Genomic DNA, 20,232 nt, shown 5'->3' on the forward strand with positions numbered 1-20,232 from the left:
GGACTGGATGCCGCGCACGAGGCGTTTCGTCTCGCATCGCTCGCTCAACGACCGGAAGAACGCACCCCCCTCGCCGACGTGCAGCTGCTCGCGCCGCTCGTGCCGGCCGCGATCCGTGACTTCGTGGCGTTCGAGGAGCACGTCGAAGGCATCAGCGCCTCCGTCGACGGCAAGAGCGAAGTCGTCCCGGAGTGGTACCAGCTGCCGACGTTCTACTTCACGAACCCGCACACGGTCCTCGGCCCTGGCGAGCCGATGAACCCGCCGGTGTGCGAGCGGCTCGACTTCGAGCTCGAGATCGCCGCCGTGATCGGCGGGGTGGCGGGGTCAGACGGAGCGAACCTGACACCGGAGGCCGCGGCATCCCACATCTTCGGCTACACGATCATGAACGACTGGTCCGCGCGCGAMCTGCAGTCGYGCGAGATGAAGGTGCGTCTCGGGCCGGCGAAGGGCAAGGACTTCGGCACCTCGCTCGGACCGTGGATCGTCACGGCCGATGAGCTCGCGCCCTTCCTCGACGAGGACGGCTTCCTTGCGATTCGCGCCGAGGTGTTCGTCAATGGTGACCTCGTGGGCGAGGACCTGGTCTCGAACATGGGCTGGCCGTTCCCCGAGCTGGTCGCGTACGCAGCTCGCAACTCCCGCGTCGTGCCGGGCGATGTTCTCGGGTCGGGCACAGTAGGCAACGGCGGATGCCTCGCCGAACTGTGGGGCAGACGCGGCGAGCTGACGCCGCCGCCGCTCGTCGAAGGCGACGAGGTGCGGATGGTCGTCGAGGGCATCGGCGCACTGGTGGCCCGCGTCGGCGCGGCCGTCCCGGCTCCGCAGCTACCCGCCGCTCGCGTGCGATCCCGACAGCGGTCTCGCTGACCGCGGTCGGGCTATCCAGGGCCCTGCTCGGGCCCGATGGCGTCGGCGATCACATCGCACATCGCGTCGAAGTCACCCGCGAACTGGTGCGGCCCGTGCTCGAGCAGCTCTTGGCTGATGAGGTTCCCGTCCGAGTCGACAGTTTCCACGATCGCCAGGAATCCCACGTCCTTCATCAGGACGCTGCTGTGGGAGGTGTAGATCCTGATGTCCCTCCCCGTGAGGGTGTCCGTGAAGGTGAAGGTGCCGTCGGGGTTCTCCACGCCGCCGTCGCTCCAGGCATCCCGGCCCGCGCTGTCGACGTGAACCACCTTGCCGTTCGCCACGTTCGTCAGGGTGCTCACGACATGGGCTGTGTGCTGGAAGGACTCGGTGCCGGACGCGTCGACGGTGACCTTGAACGTGCTCGTTCCCTTGACGATGGAGTTCACCGTGAATCCGCACTGATCGATGTTCTTCAACGAGAGATCGATCTTGTCGTGGAACACCTCGGGCGGCGTCCCTGCTGCGGCGGGCGCTGCGACTGCCCAGCCGACGCCCAGCGTCAGCAGACCGGTCAGCGCAACCATAGGCACGACTCGTTTCATGATTCCTCCTCGGCTCCAGCGGAGCGGACGCAGACAGGGATGGGGAAAGTGCATCGTGGATGTCTGGGAGTCGAGGCGGTGCGCATGCCCAGTGTCCCACCGGACAGTGCGCACATCTACGGCCTACCCTGGGCGTAGGACAGCCGCCCCGGGAGCTGATCGACAAGGGAGGGCGCAGTGGCCGGATCCGGACACGATTCCGTGACGGGACTCGATGACCGCACCCTCGGCCGCATCGACCTCATCCTCTTCGATGCCGAATACCGCGACGCCCAGACCGCAATCGAAGACTCCTGGCGGGTCGCCGTGCTCGCAAATGACCCTCGGGGGCGCGCCGATCACGAGCGCGTGCGCGCGGCGGCGGTGCGCGCCGCGAACGAACGACGCGATCCCGCCGCGACGCGAGTGCCGACTGCGACTGCGCTGCACCGCGCATGTCTGGGCGCGGCGTTCCTCTTCGGCATCGTTGCCGTGGCCCTGGTCGCCACGCCACGCCACAGCCCCATCGCCCTGCACGACGGGATGCTGCCGGCCGGGCTGCTCGCGGTGCTCTCGGTGTCGCTGCTGTGGTGGCTCGAGCCGCGCCGCGCGAATGGATCGCTCTGGGGGTCTCGGGTTCCGTCGGTGATCCATCTCATCTTCGGGATGCTGTGGCTGCTGGCCGCGGCGGGCGCGGTGCTGCTGCGGTGGGACGAGGTCGACCCGTACCACGCTCTGCCGGAGACCACCGGTCTCACCCTGCTCGCGTGCGCCGGTGTCGCCGCGATCTTCCTGTGGGTCCACGCGCTCCGCGCGGATCGCTCCGGACGTCAGACGGGGATGGCCCGGATCACGGGGGACCTGGTGGATCAGCAGGATGCGGCGGAAGTCTTCGACGCGCTCGACCGATGGTGGGGGATCGTAGGCCCGGACGCCATGCGGCGAGACGGCGCCCGGGTGCGAAGAGTGCGTACCGAAGTGCTTGCCCGGCTGCGGCTGGCGACGCTCATCAGCGAGCGCGACGAGCGGGCGGCATCCTGGGCGACGGAGCCCGCCCGATGGAGCGAGCGCCGTCGCTGATCGCGGCCGCGCGGCCGCTGGTCAGGATGACGTGACGGCAGGAAGCTCGGACGGGTCGTCGGCCCACACGATCCGATCGACCGGCTCCTCGAGTTCCAGATCGGCTGCCCGAGACCGGTTTACGTAGTCCTCGACCCAGTTCTTGACGGCGTCGATGCGGTCGCGGAAGCCCGACAGCAGCGAGGCGTGGAGGCCGAGCCAGGCGGCGAAAGCGAGCGGGCCCTCGAGGTGGCGGCGGCGCCGGCCGATCTCGGCGACCGCGGCGTTGCGGCCGACCATCGCCATGATGCCCTTGTCGTCATATTCGAACGGGCGTGCTTCGCCGCCTTCACGGAGCGCGCGGATGCTTCGCCCTGCCCAGGCTCCGGACTGCTGAGCGACCGACCCGAGCTGAGGGAGGGTGCCGCCGGCCGCATCGGGCACATTCGCGACGTCGCCGATCGCGAACACATCGGTGTAGCCGGGGATGGTCAGATCCTCGGCGACGTCGATGCGTCCGCCGTGACCGGGAAGGATGCCGGTGAGCTCGACGATCGACGCTCCCGAGATTCCGCCCGCCCAGATGACGGTGTCGGTCGCAACCGTCGATCCGTCCGACAGCGTCGCCGAAACGGCGTCGACGGCGGCCACGGCGACGCCGAAAGACACCTCGACCCCCATCGCGGTCAGCTTGTCGAAGGCATAGACGTGCGAGCGATCGGAGAACGGGCCGAGCAGCACCTTGCCGCGGTCGACCAGTCGCACCGTCGCCGTTCCGACGAGTCTGTCCTCATCCTGAAGCGCCCGGATGAGCTCGGCCAGAGCCCCGGCGGTCTCCACGCCGGTCGGTCCGCCGCCGCAGATGACGACGGTCAGGCTGCCGTCGGTGTCGGGTCGGCAGAGCTCGCGGAGCCGGTCCCGGAGGTGCACGCGAAGCCGCTCCGCGTCGCCGACCGAGTAGAGGGGAAAGGAGTGCTCGGCAGCGCCGGGGACGCCGTAGAAGTTGGGCTCCGACCCCGCCGCGATCACCAGGTGATCCGCAGGGCCGAGGGTGCCGGCATCCGTCGTGACGGTCTTCGCGTCCAGGTCGATGGCGATGATCTCACCGGTGACGACCGTGACGTCGTCGTGGCGGTCGAACATCTCCACGAGCGGCCGGGTGATGTTGTCGGCCGGCAGCTGCGACGTCGCGACCTGGTAGAGCAGCGGCTGGAACTGGGTGTAATCCCGACGGTCCACGAGCGTCACCTCGATGCCGTCGCCCGCCAGCTCAGATGCGCAGGCGGCTCCCGCCATCCCGCCTCCCACGACGATCACGCTCATCCACCCACAGTTCCACAGATCGGCCCGAGTCGGGGCATCGGCCCCGCGCGAAGAGGCGGCACGGGAACAAATCCCTGATGAGATGCTCCCTCGGCCCGGGAGGTCCACTCATAGTCGCCTCACAGGGGCCATTGCCGAGCGGCTCGACTCCCGGTACGGTTTGCGGGAATGCGCAACAAAGGAGTTAGCCATGCTATTGAGTTCGGGTGCGGTCGCGACGGTTCTCGCCACGGTCACTTTCTTTGCACTGCCGGGCTCGCCGCCCGTGGTCGTCGACTCGTTCAGCAGCCTCGCCGAGGTAGCCACGGGCGTGGGGTGGGCAGTCCACCCGGACTCGACGGACGCGGCGGGAGTCACGTTCGTCGAAGGACCTGCAACGCCGCCACTCGGTCGCGGCAGCCTGGAACTCTATGCGCCGACGTCGACTGATCGTGCGCTCGCGTTCGCCGTGCCGACGGGCGAGCCCGGCGGGGATCCGCTGGCGCTCCCCTGGACCGGGCTCAGCGCCTCATACGCGACTTTCGTACCAGAAGGCGGAAGCTCCTCCAGCACTCCGACGCTGCGGATCCTTGGCTACCAGATTCTCGCCGGGACGGTCGGGTTCACCACACTTTCATTCCAGCCTCCCTTTGACGAGGTTGTCCCAGGTGAGTGGCAGACGTGGGACATCGGCCCCGCCTCGGAGGTGTTCCAGTCGAACACCTCCGACGAGAACTTCTGCATTCAAAGCGATCCGTGCACTGTGAGTGAGTTCGCGGGTCGGTACCCGAACGGCGGCTGGGGTGAGGTCCAGGTCGGCATCGGGGCAGGCGCACCGGCAGAGTCGCTCGGATACGCCGACGCCGTCGTCGTTCGAAGCGGCGCCACTGCGGAGTACTCCTACGACTTCGAGGTGCCGGCATCCGATAACTCCACCGCCTCTGTGGCGGCCGGCGCAGCGACCGCCACCGGCGGGTCGGCGACGGTGACGCTCAATGCCTCGGCGATCTCGGCGCCGCCGACGGTGCCGTTCACGATCGTCGTCACCCTGCCCGACGGCACGGAGCAGAGCCAGGTGGTGGAGGTCGATGCCGACAGCACCGACGAGCTCTCGATCCCGGTTCCGTTCGGCACGACCCACGTCGAGGTCTGGGCACAGGACACCCTGATCGCGGAAGGCGATGTGACGTTCACCGCTCCGGTGACTCCGCCGGTGACACCGCCGGGCGGTGGCGAGTTGGCCCCGACCGGATTCGACCCGGTCCCCGCGTACTGGGGATCTGCTCTCCTGGCGGCCGGGCTCGCCATGGTCGCCGCCGGACGCGTGCGCGCCCGGGCACAGGACGCGGGCCGTCGATCGACGAGACGCGATTCATAGCGCAGAACGACTTCACTGCGGGGCTGCCCGACCGGGCAGCCCCGCAGTGCTTCGCCCGCTAGCCCTCGGTCTTCCAGAGGATCTGACGGATCGGCCCCGCTTGCGACTTCGACTCCACGAATTCGTATGACGCCCGGAGGATCTGCTCGAGGACAGGCAGATCGACGTCGCTCAGTCGCCTGATGTAGAGGCAGTACCCCGTGGTGGAGTGCCTGCCCAGCTTCGCCAGGAGCGCCGAATGGCGTGCCGTGCCATCCATCAGATAGATGGTCAGCTTGCCCTCTCGCGGGTAGAAGCCGATCGTGTGACCGTCGCCTTCGCGGCCGCTGTCGKATTTGTAGTGGTAGGTGCCGAACCCGATCGTGCCGACATTCCAGAGCGTCGGCTCGTGCCCGCTGATCCGCTGCATCATCGCAATCAGCGTCTGGCTGTCCGAGGCCACCTGCTCATCCCCGAGCGACGCGAGGTAGGTGTCGACCGAGGGTTCGTTGCGATCTGTCATTGCGTCCGCTTTTCCGTGCCCGATGATGGAGTCGATCCCTGGACGCTACTCCGCCGGAAGGCGGCGATTCCAGGGGTCGAGCATGATCGGACTGTCGACGAGGAGGGTCGTGTGAGCCAGGAGAGGCTGCCGTGGCAGGCGGGGTCAGACGTTCTGCCGATGTTCTTCGCCGGGGTGTCCACCCCTGGCCGGGTCGATCGCGAGGCGGCTATCGAGGTGCTGCGGGGTGCGGTGGATCTGGCCAACGCGTGGATCGGTGTGGACGTCACGTGGTCGACGTTCGTCTCGGTCGGAGAGGACGACATGCGGGCCCCGATGGAGAAGATGAGCCGACCTGGGCTCGACTGGGAGTTCATCTCCACGAGGTCTGGTACCGCGGCCTTGATCCTGCTGACCGGAGTGTGCACCGACCTCGCCGACTATCCGTGGCATCCGAACCACACAGTGGCGGAGGTCGCGGTCTGGTTCCCTGTTTTCGTGGCCGCGCTCGGTCGCGACGCGGGGCGGATGTGCGTGGGCGTCTCAGTGCAGCGGTGGGCGATGTACGGCTCGGGAGAGAACATGCCGTGGATCGCCGGGCCGGTGGGCCCGTGGGTGGCGCGCAGCGTCGAGATCATGGGCGCTGACACCGGGTACGCGATCCTGGACCAGGTGAAGGGCTCACACCGCCAGAGCCCCCTCGAGAGTCGAAGTATGCCTCCGGCCGGCGGCTACGGGTCCGTTCCCGATGTCTGGGGCTACGGGTGGGGGACGCTCCTGTCGCCCTCGCACCTCGAGCGGATCGGCGGCGTCGAGGGCCTGCCCGGTGCGCACGTCGAGCAGCTGCCGGGCGGCCGGGTTTGGGTGACGCTGGGCGACGATCCATCGCAAGTGCCCGAGGTGGCGATGTGGGGCCTGCATGAGGCGCTCCAGCCGGCGTTCCCGGCGCCCCGGCCGCAGTGGATCGAGGAGCCGGTCGATGAGCGGGCGATCCCGCGCACGGTCGGGGACGTCCGCGAGGCGTGGCAAGCGGCGGCCGCTTCGGCACGCGCGGCAGGCAGGACGGGCGGCACGTTCGGGCCTGTCGGGTTCACCCTGGACGCCGGGGTCCCGGAGCTGGTGGTGCCGCATGGGACCGTCTTCACCGACGGGTTGATCATGTTCGAAGACCTGGACGCAGAGGCGGCCGCGGTGCTGCTGGGCGGGTTGGATGCCGAAGCGCTCGATGAGCGCGCCGGGCCGGGTCCGACGCTGCGTGCGGCGCTGCGCGCTGCGGTCGCTCATCCGGGGGTCGTACGGCTCAATGGGCACGCGGTCGGGCCGAGCCGGGAAGACGAGCGGGTGACGGTGGATGGCATCCACATCCACGACGACCCTGTGCTCGACCTGCTCGGCCCGGGAGACCGAGAGCAGGCCTGGCGGCGGGTGCAGGAGCTGGGCATCGACGATGCGCAGGTCGTCCCCGACGAACTGCGCGCGCCGAGCGCGGTGGGCGGTCCCTGGATCGTCTGGTGGGACTGAGCTTCGCTCAGGCCGCCTGAACCGCGCGGACCGGGCGGGCGAGTTCGCCGAACATGTCGAGGTCCAGCAGCAGGCCCTTGCTGGAGCTGGCCGCGTTCGCGAGGTTCTGCAGGACCTGCCCATCGACCCCGTCCGGCTCCGCGTCGAATACGAATCGCAGGGGGATCGCGGGCTGCATCCAGATCGTGGAGACGCCGGCGGGGTTACCGTCCGGGTGGTGCCAGGAAAGCATGAAGCACTCGCCGCGACGGAGTTTGGTGGTGGCGACCACGCGCAGGTGAGCCAGGATGCGGTCGGGGATCTCGATCGCCTCGGTCAGATTTCCGTACACCAGATGGCCCATGTCGAGCTCCTTCACAGCACCGCCGGTGGGTGCCTCATCGCCTACGGTAACAGATAGTACGCAAAATTAGCTAATATCTCGAACAGTAAGATTGGCGAGACATTGTGTGCGACTACGCGGTGAGCGCCGACTCCCGCCGCTCGAGATCTGACCCAGAGCGGTCGGTGAGTCGTCAACCCCCTGGAGAGGGGGTGTCGCTCCGGACACAATGAGCCCATGACCAACACGGACCGCCCGCCGTTCGAATTCCTCGGCGACTGGAGCGGACAGTTCATCGCCACCGCGATCCACAACGGGCATGACGTGCGTCCGGACTTCGCCGCCGAGCTCGCCCTGCCGGAAGCAGATCGGCTGCGGGAGGAGGATCCGCACACCGACGAGATCGGCGCCCTCATCCCCGCGCGTGTCATCGTGCATCGGTCCCGGTTCGAGCTGGACCTGAACCGCACGCGCGATGAGGCCGTCTACCGCAACGCGGAAGAGGCATGGGGGCTCGACATCCTCCGCGATCCGCCGCTCGATGAGGCCATCGTCGGCGGTTCCCTCGAGGTCTACGACGCCTTCTACGCCGAGCTCGGCAGGCGGCTCGACCCGGTCGCCGCACGCGGACCGTTCGTGGTGTTCGACGTCCACTCCTACAACCACCGGCGCGACGGCGCAGATGCCGCCGCGGCCCCGGGCGAGGAGAACCCGGAGGTCAACGTCGGCACCGGCTCGCTGGACCGCGAGCGGTTCGGGCCCGTGGTGGACACCTTCATCTCGTCACTCGCAGGCGTGGACACGTCGGCTGGTCGGCTCGACGTCCGCGAAAACGTCCGCTTCCGCGGGCGGCAGCTCGCGGCCTGGACCCATAGCCGCTACCCGGGCCGCGGCATCGTGCTCGCCCTCGAATTCAAGAAGACCTTCATGGACGAGTGGACCGGCGCGGACGATCGCGCCCGCATTGAGGAGCTCGCGCGCGCCCTCGCGGGCACCATCCCGCCCGTCGCGGAATCCCTGCGCGAGCTGGGACTGCGGTGACGGGCGGCGACGCCGTCGGGCCCGAAACCAGCGCCATCGGGGTGGGCGCGTTCTCGGCCGCCGATCTCGCCGCGGACCACGCGATGGCGTCGCTCGTGGGAAGCGTGCGATTCCTCCTCGAGATGACGCCGGTGAACGCGGACGACGTCCGGGCGGGCTTCCTCGCGCACCCCGAGGCGGACCCGGTGTTCGAATACCGCGAGCTCGACGTCGACCCCGATGTGCTGGACGCCGAGGTCGCCGCACTGCCGCTCGACGGCGTCTCGGACGCCACCCTCGCCGCGCTGCTGCGAAATCGGCAGCGCGAGATGACGCTTCGGATCGAGATGCTGCGCGCCCGCAATACGCCGGACTTCCTGCAGCTGTCGATCGCCCAGTACGGTGCGCTGCTTCCTGCGCTCGTGACGCGCGCGGAAGACCTGCTGGACCGGCTGCCGAGCGGGCGATTGGAATATGACTCCGTGGATGCGAAGGGGTTCCTGGCCGCGGCGAAGGTGGAGATCGACCATTACCGTTCGCTCGATCCGGATCTCGGCATTCACGCCGAGATCCGCGACGACGTCTCGGGCGTGCTGGTGGACGGCAGCACKCTCCTCATCTCGCGCAACGCCTCGGTGGCGGGGCCGCGGGTCAACGCGCTGCTCCAGCACGAAATCGGCACCCACCTGGTGACCCAGGTGAACGGTCTCGCGCAGCCGATCCGCATGATGGGTTCCGGTCTCGCGCACTATGACGAGACGCAGGAGGGGCTGGCGGTGCTGGCGGAGATCGCCTGCGGGGGGCTCACCGCCGCACGGCTGCGCCAGCTCGCGGCGCGGGTGGTCGCCGTGCACTCGCTGGTCGGAGGTGCGAGCTTCGTCGAGACGCACCGTCTGCTCACCGACCGAGGCCTGCCGGCGGGGAGCGCCTACGGCGTCACGATGCGGGTGTACCGAGCCGGCGGCTTCACCAAAGACGCCATCTACCTGCGCGGCGTGCTCGCGCTGCTCGGGCACCTGGCCGCCGGCGGCGTGCTCGACCTCCTCTTTCTCGGCAAGTTCTCGCTGGAGGATCTGCCGCTCGTCGAAGACCTCGCGGGTCGTGGGCTCCTCGCCCCGGCGCGGGTCATGCCCCGGTACCTCTCCGATCCCGCGACCGCAGTGAGACTGCGGGATGCCGCGCACGCGGAGGACCTCGTTTCGCTGGTCAATCACCCACAGCCCGTCCTGGAGGAACTGCCATGAAGATCGGATTCGTTGTCAACGACATCGCCACCGAGAAGTCGACGTACACGACGACCCGGCTCGCGATGACGGCCACTCGCCTCGGGCACGAGGCGTGCCTGATCGGATTGCGGGACTTCGGCTACGAGCCGGACGATTCGCTGTCGGCGACCGCGGCGGCCGCGACCCCCGGCAAGTCCTACCGCTCGCTGAAGCGGTACCTCGACGATGTGCGGGCGGGTGCCCGTGAGCAGGTCGCCCTCGACGACTTCGATGTGCTCATGCTCCGTGCCGACCCGGCCGCGGACGCCGCGGAGAGCGCCTGGGCGAACACCGCCGGTTTGGCGTTCGGACACCTGCTCGCCGACACAGGAGTGCTCGTGGTGAACGACCCGAGCTTTCTGGCATACGCCCTGTCGAAGGCGTACTTCCAGCACTTCCCCGAGGTGGTGCGACCGCGCACGATGATCTCGCGCGACGAGGAGCGCATCCGCGAGTTCATCGTCGACCTCGGCGGCCRTGCGGTGCTCAAGCCCCTGCAGGGCTCCGGTGGCTCCGGCGTGTTCCTGGTCAACATGAAGGAAGAACCCAACATCACGCAGATCGTGGAGGCGATCGCTCGCGACGGCTATGTCGTGGCGCAGGAGTACCTGCCCGCCGCCACCGACGGGGATGTGCGGATGTTCGTCATGAACGGGCGTCCGCTGGAGGTCGACGGCGTGTACGCCGCCTTCCGCAGGCGCCCGGGAGAGACCGATGTGCGCTCGAACATGTCGGCAGGCGGCAGCGCCGAGGCCGTCAAGGTGACCGACGAGATGCTCCAGCTCGTCGAGGCGGTGCGCCCTAAGCTGCTCTCCGACGGCATGTTCCTCGTCGGGCTGGACATCGTGGGCGACAAGCTCATGGAGGTCAACGTGTTCTCACCCGGCGGTCTCGGGTCGTGTCAGGCGCTCTACGACGTGGACTTCACGACCGCCGTCATCGAGGATCTGGAACGGAAGACGGGGACTCGGGAGCACTACGGCACGAAGCTGTCGAACGCGCAGCGTGCCACGCTCTGACTGACGCGCGAGCGCCGGGGAGGATCCACATGAAGCAGGTCGTCATCGTCGGTCATGGAGGCCCGGAGAAACTCCAGGTGCGCGAAGCCGCCGACCCCGCGCCGAAGCCGGGGGAGGTGCGGATTCGCGTCAGAGCGAGCGGCATCAACTTCGCCGACATCCTGACGCGCAAGGGCCTCTATCCCGATGCCCCCAAGCTTCCGGCTGTCGTCGGGTATGAAGTGTCGGGGGTGGTGGACCAGGTGGGCAGCGGGGTCGACCAGGCTCTGATCGGCAGAGAGGTCGTCGCGCTGACCCGCTTCGGCGGCTACGCGGAGGTCGTCTCGGTGCCGGCGGGGCAGGTCTTCGAGAAGCCCGCCGGGCTCTCGCACGTCGAAGCGGCTGCCATACCGGTGAGCTATCTCACCGCGTGGCAGCTCCTCGTGGTCATGGGTTCACTGCAGTCCGGCCAGACCGTATTGATCCACAATGCCGGCGGCGGGGTCGGGCTMGCCGCGATCGACGTCGCGCGCCACGTCGGCGCGACGATCTACGGCACCGCCAGCGCCGCCAAGCATCCGTTCCTCATCGAGCGCGGCGTGCACGAGGCCATCGACTACCGCACCACGGACTGGTCGGTCGAAGTCGATCGGCTGACCGCGGGGCGAGGCGTATCGCTCATCATCGACGCCTTCGGGGGCACGCACTGGAAGAAGAGCTATCAGGCCCTGCGCTCGACGGGGCGGCTCGGGATGTTCGGCGTCTCCGCGGCGACCGCATCGAAGCTGCCCGGGCCGCTCCGGCTGGGGAAGGTGGCCCTCAGCATGCCGATCTTCCATCCGGTGGCGCTGATGAACGGGAACAGATCGGTCTTCGGCGTGAACCTCGGTCACATGTGGCACGAGACCGACATGATCGCGGACTGGATGCGCGTGGTGCTCGAGGGCGTGACCGAAGGCTGGGTGCGGCCGCACGTCGACAAGAGCTTTCCGCTCGAGAGCGCGGGGGAGGCCCACACCTACATCGAGGAGCGAAGGAACACCGGGAAGGTCGTGCTGACCACCTGACCTCGCGCCGGAAGGCCTCGCCGCTGTCGCCGCATCCGCGTAGCGTGGACGGCGAAGTCACCTGTCGAACAAGGAGGTTCCCATGGCGAGACTCTCGCCCATCCAGCCCTGCCTGTGGTTCGCCGATCGGGCGCGCGAGGCGATGGAGTACTACGTCGACGTGTTTCCGGACTCCCGCATCAACTCCATCGAGGAGTACCCCGATGCATCGCTCGACGAGCACTTCGGCGGCATGTCCGGCAAGGTCCTGAACGGACAGTTCACCCTCAACGGCATGGATTTCGTGTGCCTCGACGGCGGGCCGCTCTTCACCTTCAACGAGGCGATCTCGTTCGTCGTGGCCTGCGACGGCCAGGACGAGCTCGACCGCTACTGGTCGAAGCTCTCGCACGTGCCCGAGTCGGAGCAGTGCGGCTGGTGCAAAGACCAGTTCGGGGTCAGCTGGCAGATCATCCCCGCGAACATGCGTGAGCTGACCCGCCGGCCGGAGCAGATCCAGGTGATGATGGGCCAGAAGAAGATCGTGATCGCCGAGCTCGAGAACGCCTGACGCGTCAGTCCGGCACCGTCACCGAGGTCGGGAACGGCAGGCGCTCGGAGTTGTTCACGACCTGGTGCCAGTACGGGTAGATCGGCGTCGTCGCGCTCGCCGCGTCGAGCCGGGCGATCTGATCGGCGTCCAGCGACCAGCCCACCGCGCCGAGATTCTCGATGAACTGAGCTTCGTTGCGGGCTCCGAAGATGATCGAGGAGACCGTCGGGCGACTCAGCACCCAGTTGAGCGCGAGCTGCGGGATCGTCTTGCCGGTCTCGGTGACGAGTTCATCGAGCACGTCGATGGTGCGGAACAGCGTCTCGCGATCTCCGGATGCCTCGGTCTCGCCGGGCACGGCGAGTCGACTGTCTGCGGGGACGGGGGTGTTCCGCCGGAGCTTTCCGGTGAGTCGTCCTTGCGACAGCGGACTCCACACCACGGTCCCGATTCCTTGGTCGACCGCCAGCGGCATGAGCTCCCACTCGAATTCGCGGGACGCGAGCGAGTAGAACGCCTGATGAGCGACATGGCGCACCCATCCGTTGCGCTCCGACACCGAAAGCGACTTCATCAGCTGCCAGCCGGAGAAGTTGGAGCATCCGATGCAGCGGACCTTCCCGCTCCGCACGAACTCGTCGAGCGTGCTCAGCACCTCCTCGACCGGGGTCAGGCCGTCGAAGCCATGGAGCCAGTAGACGTCGACGTAGTCGGTGTCGAGGCGCCGAAGGCTCGCCTCCAGAGCGCGGGTGAGGTGGGAGCGCGAACTCCCGACATCGTTGGCGCCCGGTCCGGTGCGTCCGTTCGCCTTCGTGCCGATCATCACCTTGTCTCGACGGCCTGCCACGGCTCGGCCGAGGATCTCCTCCGCACGCCCGCCGGAGTAGATGTCGGCAGTGTCGAAGAAGTCGATCCCCGCGTCCAGGGCGAGGTCGACCATCCGCCGTGCCTCGTCGACCTGCGTGCTGCCCCAGGATCCGGTGCCCTCACCGCCGCCGAACGTCGCGGTGCCGAAGGACAGCACCGGGACCCTGAGCCCCGAACTTCCGAGCTGGCGGTATTCCATGTCGTGGCTCCCTCTCGAGCATCGATCCGCCCCTCATCGTGCCAGGCGGCCGTCGCGCTGTCTCCMTCTTGCCGCGGCATCCGCTCCTCCTGTACCCGCATCTAGAGCGAGTCCCACTCCCGGGCCTTCTCGAGCAGTCGGGCGACCACCGCGTTCGTTGCGGGCGTCGGCGGAACCCGCGCCGGCACGGCGAGGTGGAGCGTGTTGATCGTGGACTCGATCGGTCGATGCAGGATTTCGAGCTGTCCCGCGGCAAGGGCGGGGTCGGCCAGATAGCGCGGGAGTGCCGAGATGCCTGCTCCGGCGACGACGGCCGCGAGGATGCCGCGCAGGTCGGGCACGACGATGCTGACGGCGTTCGCGGGCCGGCTGCCGAACTGGCTGCGCCAGTAGCGGCGCACGATGGAGAGCTCGCTGTCGTAGGCGACCAGCGGCTTCCGGCGGAGCGCTTCGGCAGGATCGCTGCGCAGCCGCTCCTGGTCGATGCCCGCCGCGAGAGCGGGCGCGCCGACCAGCACGAACTCCTCGTCGACGAGCCCGCGGTAGCGGACTTCCGGGTGCGCCGGCCGGATCGAGGCGATCACCAGGTCCAGCCGGCCGTGCGCGAGGGCGTCGATCAGCGGCTGCGCGAGCCCAAGCGTGAGTTCGAAGGAGATCCCGCTGAGGGTGAGGGGGGCGAGCGCCGGGATGACCCTGCTCGCGATCACATCGCTGGCGCCGCCGATCCGCACGGTGCCCGTCATCGGCGCGTCCGGATCGGCCGTCGCCTGTCGGAGGCGATCGATGGGGTCGGCGATGCGCGCGGCCAGTCGATCGGCGGTGGCGGTGGGCGTGACGCCGCGCGAGGAGCGCTCGAAGAGGGCAGTTCCGAGCTGCGTCTCCAGACGGGCGAGCCGTTCACTCACCGAGGGCTGACTCACTCCGAGGCTGGCGGCCGCGCTCGTGATCGAACCCAGACGGTAGATCTCCAGGAACGTTCCGAGCAGGTCGAGGTCCGGCATCCGCTTCTCCATCAATAAATCTATGACTCTCTAGTAGCATACGGAATTCAGTCGATATCGGCGCGTTTACTCTCGAGACGGTTCGTCGAGCCGGATCCCCCTACGAAGGAGAAGCACATGTCACGAGTACTGATGGTCGTCACCGGAGCTGACACGCTGACGCTCGCCGATGGCAGCGCGCACCCCACCGGGTTCTGGGCCGAGGAGCTCGTCGAGCTGCACCGGTCGATCACGGCTGCCGGCCACACTCTCGATGTGGCGACGCCGAACGGGCGCGGTGCCACCGTCGACCCAGGGAGCCTCGACATCGCCACCGAATCCGGCCGGGAATTCGCGGGCTACCTGGATTCCATCGCCGGCGTCCTCGCCGAGCCGCTGGTCCTCGGCGACATCTCGGCGGGGACCTACGACGCGATCRTCCTGCCCGGGGGACACGGCCCGATGGCCGATCTCGCGTTCGACGCCGACCTCGGCCGACTGCTCATCGACGCCGTCGACCGTGACGCGATCGTGGGGGTGCTGTGCCACGGCCCGGCCGGTCTGCTGAGCGCGATCCGTCCCGACGGGTCCTTCGCGTTCGCCGGTCGCGAGCTGACCGTGTTCACCGACGAGGAGGAGAATGCCGGCGGTCTGGGCGCGGGCTCGCCCTACTTCGTTGAGTCCCGGCTGCGCGAACTCGGCGCTGTGATCGCCGCCGGCGCGGCCTGGAGCAGCACCGTGGTGGTGGATGGATCGCTCATCAGCGGACAGAACCCCCAGTCGAGCGTCGCCACCGCGCAGCGGGTGGTCGAGGCGCTCGCCGGCTGAGAGCAGCGCTCCCCGCAGTTCGGCACACGGCGGGCGGTCCGCGACGTGCGGCCGGATGTCGCCGTCATACTCGGAAGGTCCGCACAACTCGACGAGGAGACGACGCATGGCCAAGACCCCGGTTCGCCGGCCGCCGATGGGCTGGAACAGCTGGGACTGCTTCGGCACGACCGTCACCGAGGCCGAAGTGCTCGCGAACGCCGAGTTCATGGCGACGCACCTGCGCGAGTTCGGCTGGGACACCGTCGTCGTCGACATCGACTGGTCGGATCCGTCTGCCCGGACGCACGGCTACAACGCCGACGCTCCGCTGGAGCTGGACGACTATGGACGACTCATCCCCGATCCGGTGCGGTTTCCGAGCTCTCGCGACGGCCGCGGGTTCGGGCCGCTCGCGGAGCGCGTCCATGAGCTCGGACTGAAGCTCGGGATCCACACGATGCGGGGGATTCCGCGGCGTGCGGTGGAGCGGGCGCTTCCGGTGCTCGGCACCACGGCGACGGCCGCCGAGATCGCCGATCGCACGAACGTCTGCGAGTGGAACCCGGACATGTTCGGACTGGATCACGATCACCCGGCCGCGCAGGCGTACTACGACTCGACGCTCGCGCTCTACGCCGAGTGGGGCGTCGACTTCATCAAGTCGGACGACATGCTGTGGCCGTACCAGGCACGCGACATCGAGTCGTACGATCGGGCGATCGCGGCGACCGGCCGGGACATCGCCCTCAGTCTCTCGCCCGGTCGCGATCTGTCCCTCGCGCGGCTGGACCACCTCCGCGCGCACGCCACGATGTGGCGGATCTGCGACGACCTCTGGGACAACTGGGCCGACGTCGAGGCCAATTTCGCCCGGTTCGCGCGGTGGGCGCCCTTCGCCGGGCCCGCGGGCTGGCCGGACGGCGACATGCTGCCACTCGGCCGTCTCGGCCTGCGCGCTGAACGCGGCGACCCGCGCGACGACGGCTTCAGCCCGGCAGAACGCGTCAGCCTCATGACGCTCTGGGCGATCGCGCGGTCGCCCCTGATGATCGGGGGCGATCTGCCGAGTACGGATGCCGCGGTCATCGCCCTCTTCACCAATGCAGACGTGCTCGACCTGCACGCGACGGCGACAGCGAGCCGGGAACTGTTCCGCGAGGGCGGGCTGGTGCTCTGGGGCGCGGACGGTCCGGACGGCCGGCAATGGGCTGCGGCCTTCAACCTCGACGACTCTCCGCTCGAGGTAACGCTCGACGCGCAGAATCTCGGGTTCCCGACCTCGAGCGTGGGAGAACTGCCCGGCGTTGTCACCGAGCTCTGGAGCGGGCAGACCGTGCCGGCTCGGCGGGTCAGCGAGCAGAGCGACGCGGCTCGAGGCGTGGCGCCGGGAAGCATCGCGCTCGATCTCGCCCTCGAGGCCCACGGAGCAGTGCTGCTCCGCTTCGACCCGTCACCCGCCTGATCGAGGCCGAGTGCCGCGCGTGTCTCAGAAGGGTGCGACGGGTTCGGCGCCTGCGGTGGGGTCGATGGTGAAGACGGGGACTTTCCGTTCCTCCATCGTCGCGATCTCGAGCACCCCATCCAGCGCGTCCGGGGCGGGTGCTCCATCGACGTCGCCCGGCCACGCATCCGCAAACTCCTGCGGGTCGGGGGGAAGCTCCGGATCGATCATGACTTCAGAGTAGAACATACCTCCGACACTGGGAGCAGCAGCCACCTCGCGGTCGTCAGGGGGTAGCGGGGGCCACGCTGGGCGTGCGGAGCATCATGGCGGTGGTGATGCCGAGCACCACGATCCCGATCGCTTCGACGATCACGGCCTGCGGAACGAGCGGGCGATCCCACGACTCGGTGATGCCGAACAGGCTGACGGTGAGGGCGAGGATGAGCGCCACCAGGGTCGCTATCAGGAACAGCAGGCTCAGCACTGTGGTGAGCTGCAGCAGCCGGCCGCGGAGGAGCAGCATCCCCACCGCGAGCACGACGCCCGCGACCCCGTTGAGCACGAACGCCACGCCCAGCACGCCCCCRGTGCCGTTGAAGACGAGATACAGATGGATCAGGCCCGTCGCGAGAAGGACGGCGGCGCTGAGAAATCGCATGATCCACAGTCCGCGCTGGTTGTCTTCGGCCATCACTCACCCGTTTCCGCTCGGCAGCCCTTCCAGACGAGGCTCTCTCCCATACACACGATGGAGCGCCCCGGCAGGTTCACCTCGAGACGATCGTTAGTGTGGCGTGCGTGACCAGTTCCGACAAGCACACCGATGCGATGCCCGCAGCGGCGCGGCTGAGTCCGCTGTACGCGGCCGGCTTCGTGACCGCGTTCGGCGCGCACAGCGTCGCGGCGGGGCTGGGCGCCACCGGCGGGGACATCGGTCTGAGCCTGTTCCGCATCGGCCTCCTCCTTGCGCTCTACGACCTCGCCGAGGTGATCCTCAAACCCGTGTTCGGGTCTCTGTCCGACCGCATCGGGGCGAAGCCCGTGATCGTCGGGGGACTGGTCGCCTTCGCCCTGCTGTCGCTGATCGGCCTCGGGGCGGCGAACCCGATCATGCTTGCCCTCGCCCGCGTCGGGCAAGGTGCGGCGGCAGCCGCCTTCTCGCCGGCATCGTCCGCAGCGGTCGCACGGCTCGCCGGCCCCGGCAGGACCGGGAGCTACTTCGGCCGCTACGGGTCCTGGAAGGGACTCGGCTACACGATCGGCCCCCTGCTCGGCGCGGGCCTCATCGCCCTGGGCGGCCTTCCCCTGCTCTTCGGAGTCCTTGCGGGGGCAGCGGCCATCACCGCGGTATGGGTGCTGGTCGCACTGCCCACGCTGGCCCCGCTGCCGCGCCCCCGGTACACGGTGATCGATCTGGTGCGTCAGACCACCGAACGCGCCTTCCTCGTGCCGACCCTCGCGATGGCGACGTCGAGCGCCGCGCTCGGCGTCGCCATCGGCTTCCTTCCGGCGCTGGCCGTGCAGCGGGGCTCCTCCGTGTTCGTGAGCATCGCGATCGCGTCCGTGCTCGCGCTGTCGTCGACCCTGGTCCAGCCCTTGGTCGGCACGTATCGCGACCGGCATGCCGGCATGGACCGCACCGGCATGGTCGTGGGCCTGGTCGTGATCGCCGGGGGAGTGCTGCTGGCGGCGTCGCCGCTCGGCATTGCCGGGCTGTACGGTGCCGCGGTCCTCATCGGCGTCGGAATCGGGGTGACCACGCCGTTCGCGTTCGCGAGCCTCGCCGATTCGACGCCGGTCGAGCGGATGGGGCGCACGCTCGGTTCCGCAGAGGTCGGCCGTGAGCTCGGTGACAGCGCCGGCCCGCTGCTCGTCGGAGCCGTGGCCACGGCGTTCGCCCTTCCCGCCGGCCTGGCCGCGCTCGCCGCGGTGACGGCCGGCGTCGCCATCATCGTGGGCGTGCAGAAGATCCCGGTTCAGCCGCCGGCATGACGTGGGAGTCGCCGGATGCCGCGGCTAGCCTGAGCCAGTGAGCGAGCGCCCGATCTACCCGACCTGGATCAAGGCATCCCGCATCCGGCTCTTCTGGCTGCTGACCGGCGCGGTGCTCCTCAGCGCGGTCGCAGCGGCGCTCTTCTGGCTGCCCGCGCTCGCGCTCGCCTTGCTGGCGGTGCCGTTCGCGTACATCGCGCTGGTCATCACGATGTCGTCGCACCGCCTGAGTCCTGCGGGCGACGACCTCCAGGCGAAGATCCACCGGCTGATCATCGACGGGGTCGGCGCGAACGGAAGGCTCCTCGACATCGGCTGCGGCAGTGGTGAGCTCGTCATCACGCTCGCCAAGGCGTCGCCCGACGAGTGCGTCGGACTCGACTTCTGGCCGGCGGAGTGGGGCGACTACTCACAGGAGCTCGCGGAGCGCAACGCCCGGCTCGAGGGCGTGCCGGGCATCGAGTTCGTCCACGGCACGGCGTCGCAGCTGCCCTTCGCCGAGGCATCCTTCGCCCGCGTCGTGAGCAGCCTCACCTTTCACGAGGTGCGCGATGCGCCGGACAAGACCACGAGTGTCGCCGAAGCCATCCGCGTCGTCGCGCCCGGTGGCCGATTCGCCTTCGTCGACCTGTTCGACGACCCGAGCTTCTACCCCGGGCGGGAGGCGGCGCTCGCAGCGATCCGCATGGCCGGCGGCGAGGTCACGTCTGCACGGGCGCTGTCCGAGCTGCTCGCGCTCCGGTGGCCGATGAACACCGGCAAGGTCCTGGGACACGCCGTGCTCGTCACCGGGACGAAGCCGCTCGCGCGCTGAGGGCCCACGCCGAGCATGCCATACTGCCTCGGTGGCGGACATCGAGATGGCGCGGATCCCGGCCGGCACCGTCACGCTGCACGACGCCCGCCGCAAGGCGCGCTGGAGCGTCCGGCTCGAGCCCTTCGAGCTCGGCGTCTACCCGGTCACGCAGAAGCAGCTCGCCGAACTCCTCGGCGAGACGGCGTCACATCCACGCCGCCCCGCGACCGAGGTGAGCTGGCTGCGGGCCATCCGCTTCTGCAACGCGGCCTCGGAATGGGAGGGTCTGGATCCCGCGTACTCGTTCGAGGGCGAGGACGTCACCTGGCACGTCGACTCCGATGGCTACCGGCTGCCCACCGAGGCGGAGTGGGAGTACGCGTGCCGGGCCGGGTCTACGACGCCGCACTACGGCCCGCTCGCCGAAGTCGCCTGGACGATCGCGGACGGCGTCACCACTCCGCAGAACGTCGGCGGCCGGCTCCCGAACCTGAACGGCCTGTTCGACACCCTCGGCAACGTGTGGGAGTGGTGCTGGGATCTGCTCGACCCGGCGCGCTACGACGCGTACCGCGTCTTCCGGGGCGGAGGCTTCGCCGACGACGCCTGGAGCGTCCGGGCATCGACCCGCCGCGGCGGAGCGCCGCGCATGCATCACGAGGACGTCGGCTTCCGGGTCGCGCGCGGCGGCTTCGATACRACGGATGCCGCGCAGGGCTGGTCCGCGGAAGCCGACCGGGAGCGGTCGGCGGTCGATGGC

22 protein-coding genes are annotated in these 20,232 nt (G+C 69.0%); 14 read left to right on the forward strand and 8 right to left on the reverse strand.

The features are described 5' to 3' along the window. The coding region (locus AC1DVT_RS07625) for a fumarylacetoacetate hydrolase family protein (RefSeq protein WP_477387873.1) at positions 1 to 873 on the forward strand (873 nt) is incomplete at its 5' end. An 11-nt stretch (positions 874 to 884) separates the two neighbouring features. On the opposite strand, the gene AC1DVT_RS07630 is transcribed toward AC1DVT_RS07625, so the two are convergent. Beyond that, positions 885 to 1,460, reverse strand: coding sequence for a hypothetical protein (locus AC1DVT_RS07630; protein ID WP_477387875.1), 576 nt, complete (start codon positions 1,458 to 1,460; stop codon positions 885 to 887). Between the two features lie 201 nt (positions 1,461 to 1,661). Between AC1DVT_RS07630 and AC1DVT_RS07635 the strand changes: the two genes are divergently transcribed. Next, positions 1,662 to 2,519, forward strand: a complete 858-nt coding sequence (locus tag AC1DVT_RS07635) for a hypothetical protein (protein WP_477387877.1) — start codon at positions 1,662 to 1,664, stop codon at positions 2,517 to 2,519. A gap of 21 nt (positions 2,520 to 2,540) precedes the next feature. On the opposite strand, the gene AC1DVT_RS07640 is transcribed toward AC1DVT_RS07635, so the two are convergent. Next, positions 2,541 to 3,821: an NAD(P)/FAD-dependent oxidoreductase gene (locus tag AC1DVT_RS07640; protein WP_477387879.1), complete on the reverse strand. Its 1,281-nt coding sequence runs from the start codon at positions 3,819 to 3,821 to the stop codon at positions 2,541 to 2,543. Positions 3,822 to 4,011: 190 nt separating this feature from the next. On the opposite strand from AC1DVT_RS07640, the gene AC1DVT_RS07645 reads away from it, so the two are divergent. After that, positions 4,012 to 5,178, forward strand: coding sequence for a hypothetical protein (locus AC1DVT_RS07645; protein WP_477387881.1), 1,167 nt, complete (start codon positions 4,012 to 4,014; stop codon positions 5,176 to 5,178). A 58-nt stretch (positions 5,179 to 5,236) separates the two neighbouring features. On the opposite strand, the gene AC1DVT_RS07650 is transcribed toward AC1DVT_RS07645, so the two are convergent. Beyond that, on the reverse strand, positions 5,237 to 5,680 hold the full coding sequence (locus AC1DVT_RS07650; RefSeq protein ID WP_477387883.1) for a DUF1801 domain-containing protein: 444 nt from the start codon (positions 5,678 to 5,680) through the stop codon (positions 5,237 to 5,239). Between the two features lie 111 nt (positions 5,681 to 5,791). On the opposite strand from AC1DVT_RS07650, the gene AC1DVT_RS07655 reads away from it, so the two are divergent. Continuing rightward, complete coding sequence (locus AC1DVT_RS07655; protein ID WP_477387885.1) at positions 5,792 to 7,180, forward strand: hypothetical protein; 1,389 nt, start codon at positions 5,792 to 5,794, stop codon at positions 7,178 to 7,180. Between the two features lie 7 nt (positions 7,181 to 7,187). Here AC1DVT_RS07655 and AC1DVT_RS07660 read toward each other — a convergent pair whose 3' ends face one another. Next, on the reverse strand, positions 7,188 to 7,523 hold the full coding sequence (locus AC1DVT_RS07660; RefSeq protein ID WP_477387887.1) for a DUF7882 family protein: 336 nt from the start codon (positions 7,521 to 7,523) through the stop codon (positions 7,188 to 7,190). A 216-nt stretch (positions 7,524 to 7,739) separates the two neighbouring features. On the opposite strand from AC1DVT_RS07660, the gene AC1DVT_RS07665 reads away from it, so the two are divergent. The 5 genes from AC1DVT_RS07665 (at position 7,740) to AC1DVT_RS07685 (ending at position 12,402) form a co-directional block, all read left to right on the forward strand. Further along, complete coding sequence (locus tag AC1DVT_RS07665) at positions 7,740 to 8,543, forward strand: N-formylglutamate amidohydrolase (protein WP_477387889.1); 804 nt, start codon at positions 7,740 to 7,742, stop codon at positions 8,541 to 8,543. Further along, positions 8,540 to 9,766 carry a flavohemoglobin expression-modulating QEGLA motif protein gene (locus AC1DVT_RS07670; RefSeq protein WP_477387891.1) on the forward strand — a complete coding sequence of 409 codons (1,227 nt, stop codon included), beginning with the start codon at positions 8,540 to 8,542 and terminating at the stop codon, positions 9,764 to 9,766. The genes AC1DVT_RS07665 and AC1DVT_RS07670 overlap by 4 nt, the downstream gene beginning before the upstream one ends. Then, positions 9,763 to 10,806, forward strand: a complete 1,044-nt coding sequence (locus AC1DVT_RS07675; protein WP_477387893.1) for a glutathione synthetase — start codon at positions 9,763 to 9,765, stop codon at positions 10,804 to 10,806. Before AC1DVT_RS07670 ends, AC1DVT_RS07675 begins: the two co-directional genes overlap by 4 nt. Positions 10,807 to 10,835: 29 nt before the next feature. Further along, the gene (locus tag AC1DVT_RS07680) at positions 10,836 to 11,852 is read left to right on the forward strand and encodes a synaptic vesicle VAT-1 family membrane protein (protein WP_477387895.1); all 1,017 of its coding nucleotides are present in this window, start codon (positions 10,836 to 10,838) and stop codon (positions 11,850 to 11,852) included. Between the two features lie 82 nt (positions 11,853 to 11,934). Beyond that, positions 11,935 to 12,402, forward strand: a complete 468-nt coding sequence (locus AC1DVT_RS07685) for a VOC family protein (RefSeq protein WP_477387897.1) — start codon at positions 11,935 to 11,937, stop codon at positions 12,400 to 12,402. Positions 12,403 to 12,406: 4 nt separating this feature from the next. Here the strand turns inward: AC1DVT_RS07685 and AC1DVT_RS07690 are convergent, their stop codons facing one another. After that, positions 12,407 to 13,450: an aldo/keto reductase gene (locus tag AC1DVT_RS07690; protein WP_477387899.1), complete on the reverse strand. Its 1,044-nt coding sequence runs from the start codon at positions 13,448 to 13,450 to the stop codon at positions 12,407 to 12,409. Positions 13,451 to 13,551: 101 nt separating this feature from the next. Then, entirely contained in the window at positions 13,552 to 14,451 is a 900-nt protein-coding gene (locus AC1DVT_RS07695; RefSeq protein ID WP_477387901.1) for a LysR family transcriptional regulator, read from the reverse strand. Between the two features lie 117 nt (positions 14,452 to 14,568). Between AC1DVT_RS07695 and AC1DVT_RS07700 the strand changes: the two genes are divergently transcribed. Both AC1DVT_RS07700 and AC1DVT_RS07705 read left to right on the forward strand, forming a co-directional pair. Beyond that, positions 14,569 to 15,258, forward strand: coding sequence for a type 1 glutamine amidotransferase domain-containing protein (locus AC1DVT_RS07700; protein ID WP_477387903.1), 690 nt, complete (start codon positions 14,569 to 14,571; stop codon positions 15,256 to 15,258). Between the two features lie 106 nt (positions 15,259 to 15,364). Continuing rightward, entirely contained in the window at positions 15,365 to 16,702 is a 1,338-nt protein-coding gene (locus AC1DVT_RS07705) for a glycoside hydrolase family 27 protein (RefSeq protein ID WP_477387905.1), read from the forward strand. A 24-nt stretch (positions 16,703 to 16,726) separates the two neighbouring features. Here the strand turns inward: AC1DVT_RS07705 and AC1DVT_RS07710 are convergent, their stop codons facing one another. Together AC1DVT_RS07710 and AC1DVT_RS07715 are read right to left on the reverse strand one after the other, a co-directional pair. Continuing rightward, positions 16,727 to 16,912: a hypothetical protein gene (locus AC1DVT_RS07710; RefSeq protein ID WP_477387907.1), complete on the reverse strand. Its 186-nt coding sequence runs from the start codon at positions 16,910 to 16,912 to the stop codon at positions 16,727 to 16,729. Between the two features lie 55 nt (positions 16,913 to 16,967). Then, positions 16,968 to 17,375 (reverse strand): hypothetical protein, encoded by a 408-nt coding sequence (locus AC1DVT_RS07715; RefSeq protein WP_477387909.1) that lies wholly within the window; start codon positions 17,373 to 17,375, stop codon positions 16,968 to 16,970. Between the two features lie 137 nt (positions 17,376 to 17,512). On the opposite strand from AC1DVT_RS07715, the gene AC1DVT_RS07720 reads away from it, so the two are divergent. From AC1DVT_RS07720 to AC1DVT_RS07730, 3 genes are all read left to right on the forward strand, one after another. Next, the gene (locus AC1DVT_RS07720; RefSeq protein WP_477387915.1) at positions 17,513 to 18,676 is read left to right on the forward strand and encodes an MFS transporter; all 1,164 of its coding nucleotides are present in this window, start codon (positions 17,513 to 17,515) and stop codon (positions 18,674 to 18,676) included. Between the two features lie 37 nt (positions 18,677 to 18,713). After that, complete coding sequence (locus AC1DVT_RS07725) at positions 18,714 to 19,490, forward strand: class I SAM-dependent methyltransferase (protein WP_477387911.1); 777 nt, start codon at positions 18,714 to 18,716, stop codon at positions 19,488 to 19,490. Between the two features lie 31 nt (positions 19,491 to 19,521). Continuing rightward, on the forward strand, positions 19,522 to 20,232 hold a 711-nt coding region (locus tag AC1DVT_RS07730; protein ID WP_477387913.1), incomplete at its 3' end, for a formylglycine-generating enzyme family protein.

Source organism: Microbacterium sp. P2_F9 (genome assembly GCF_056403635.1).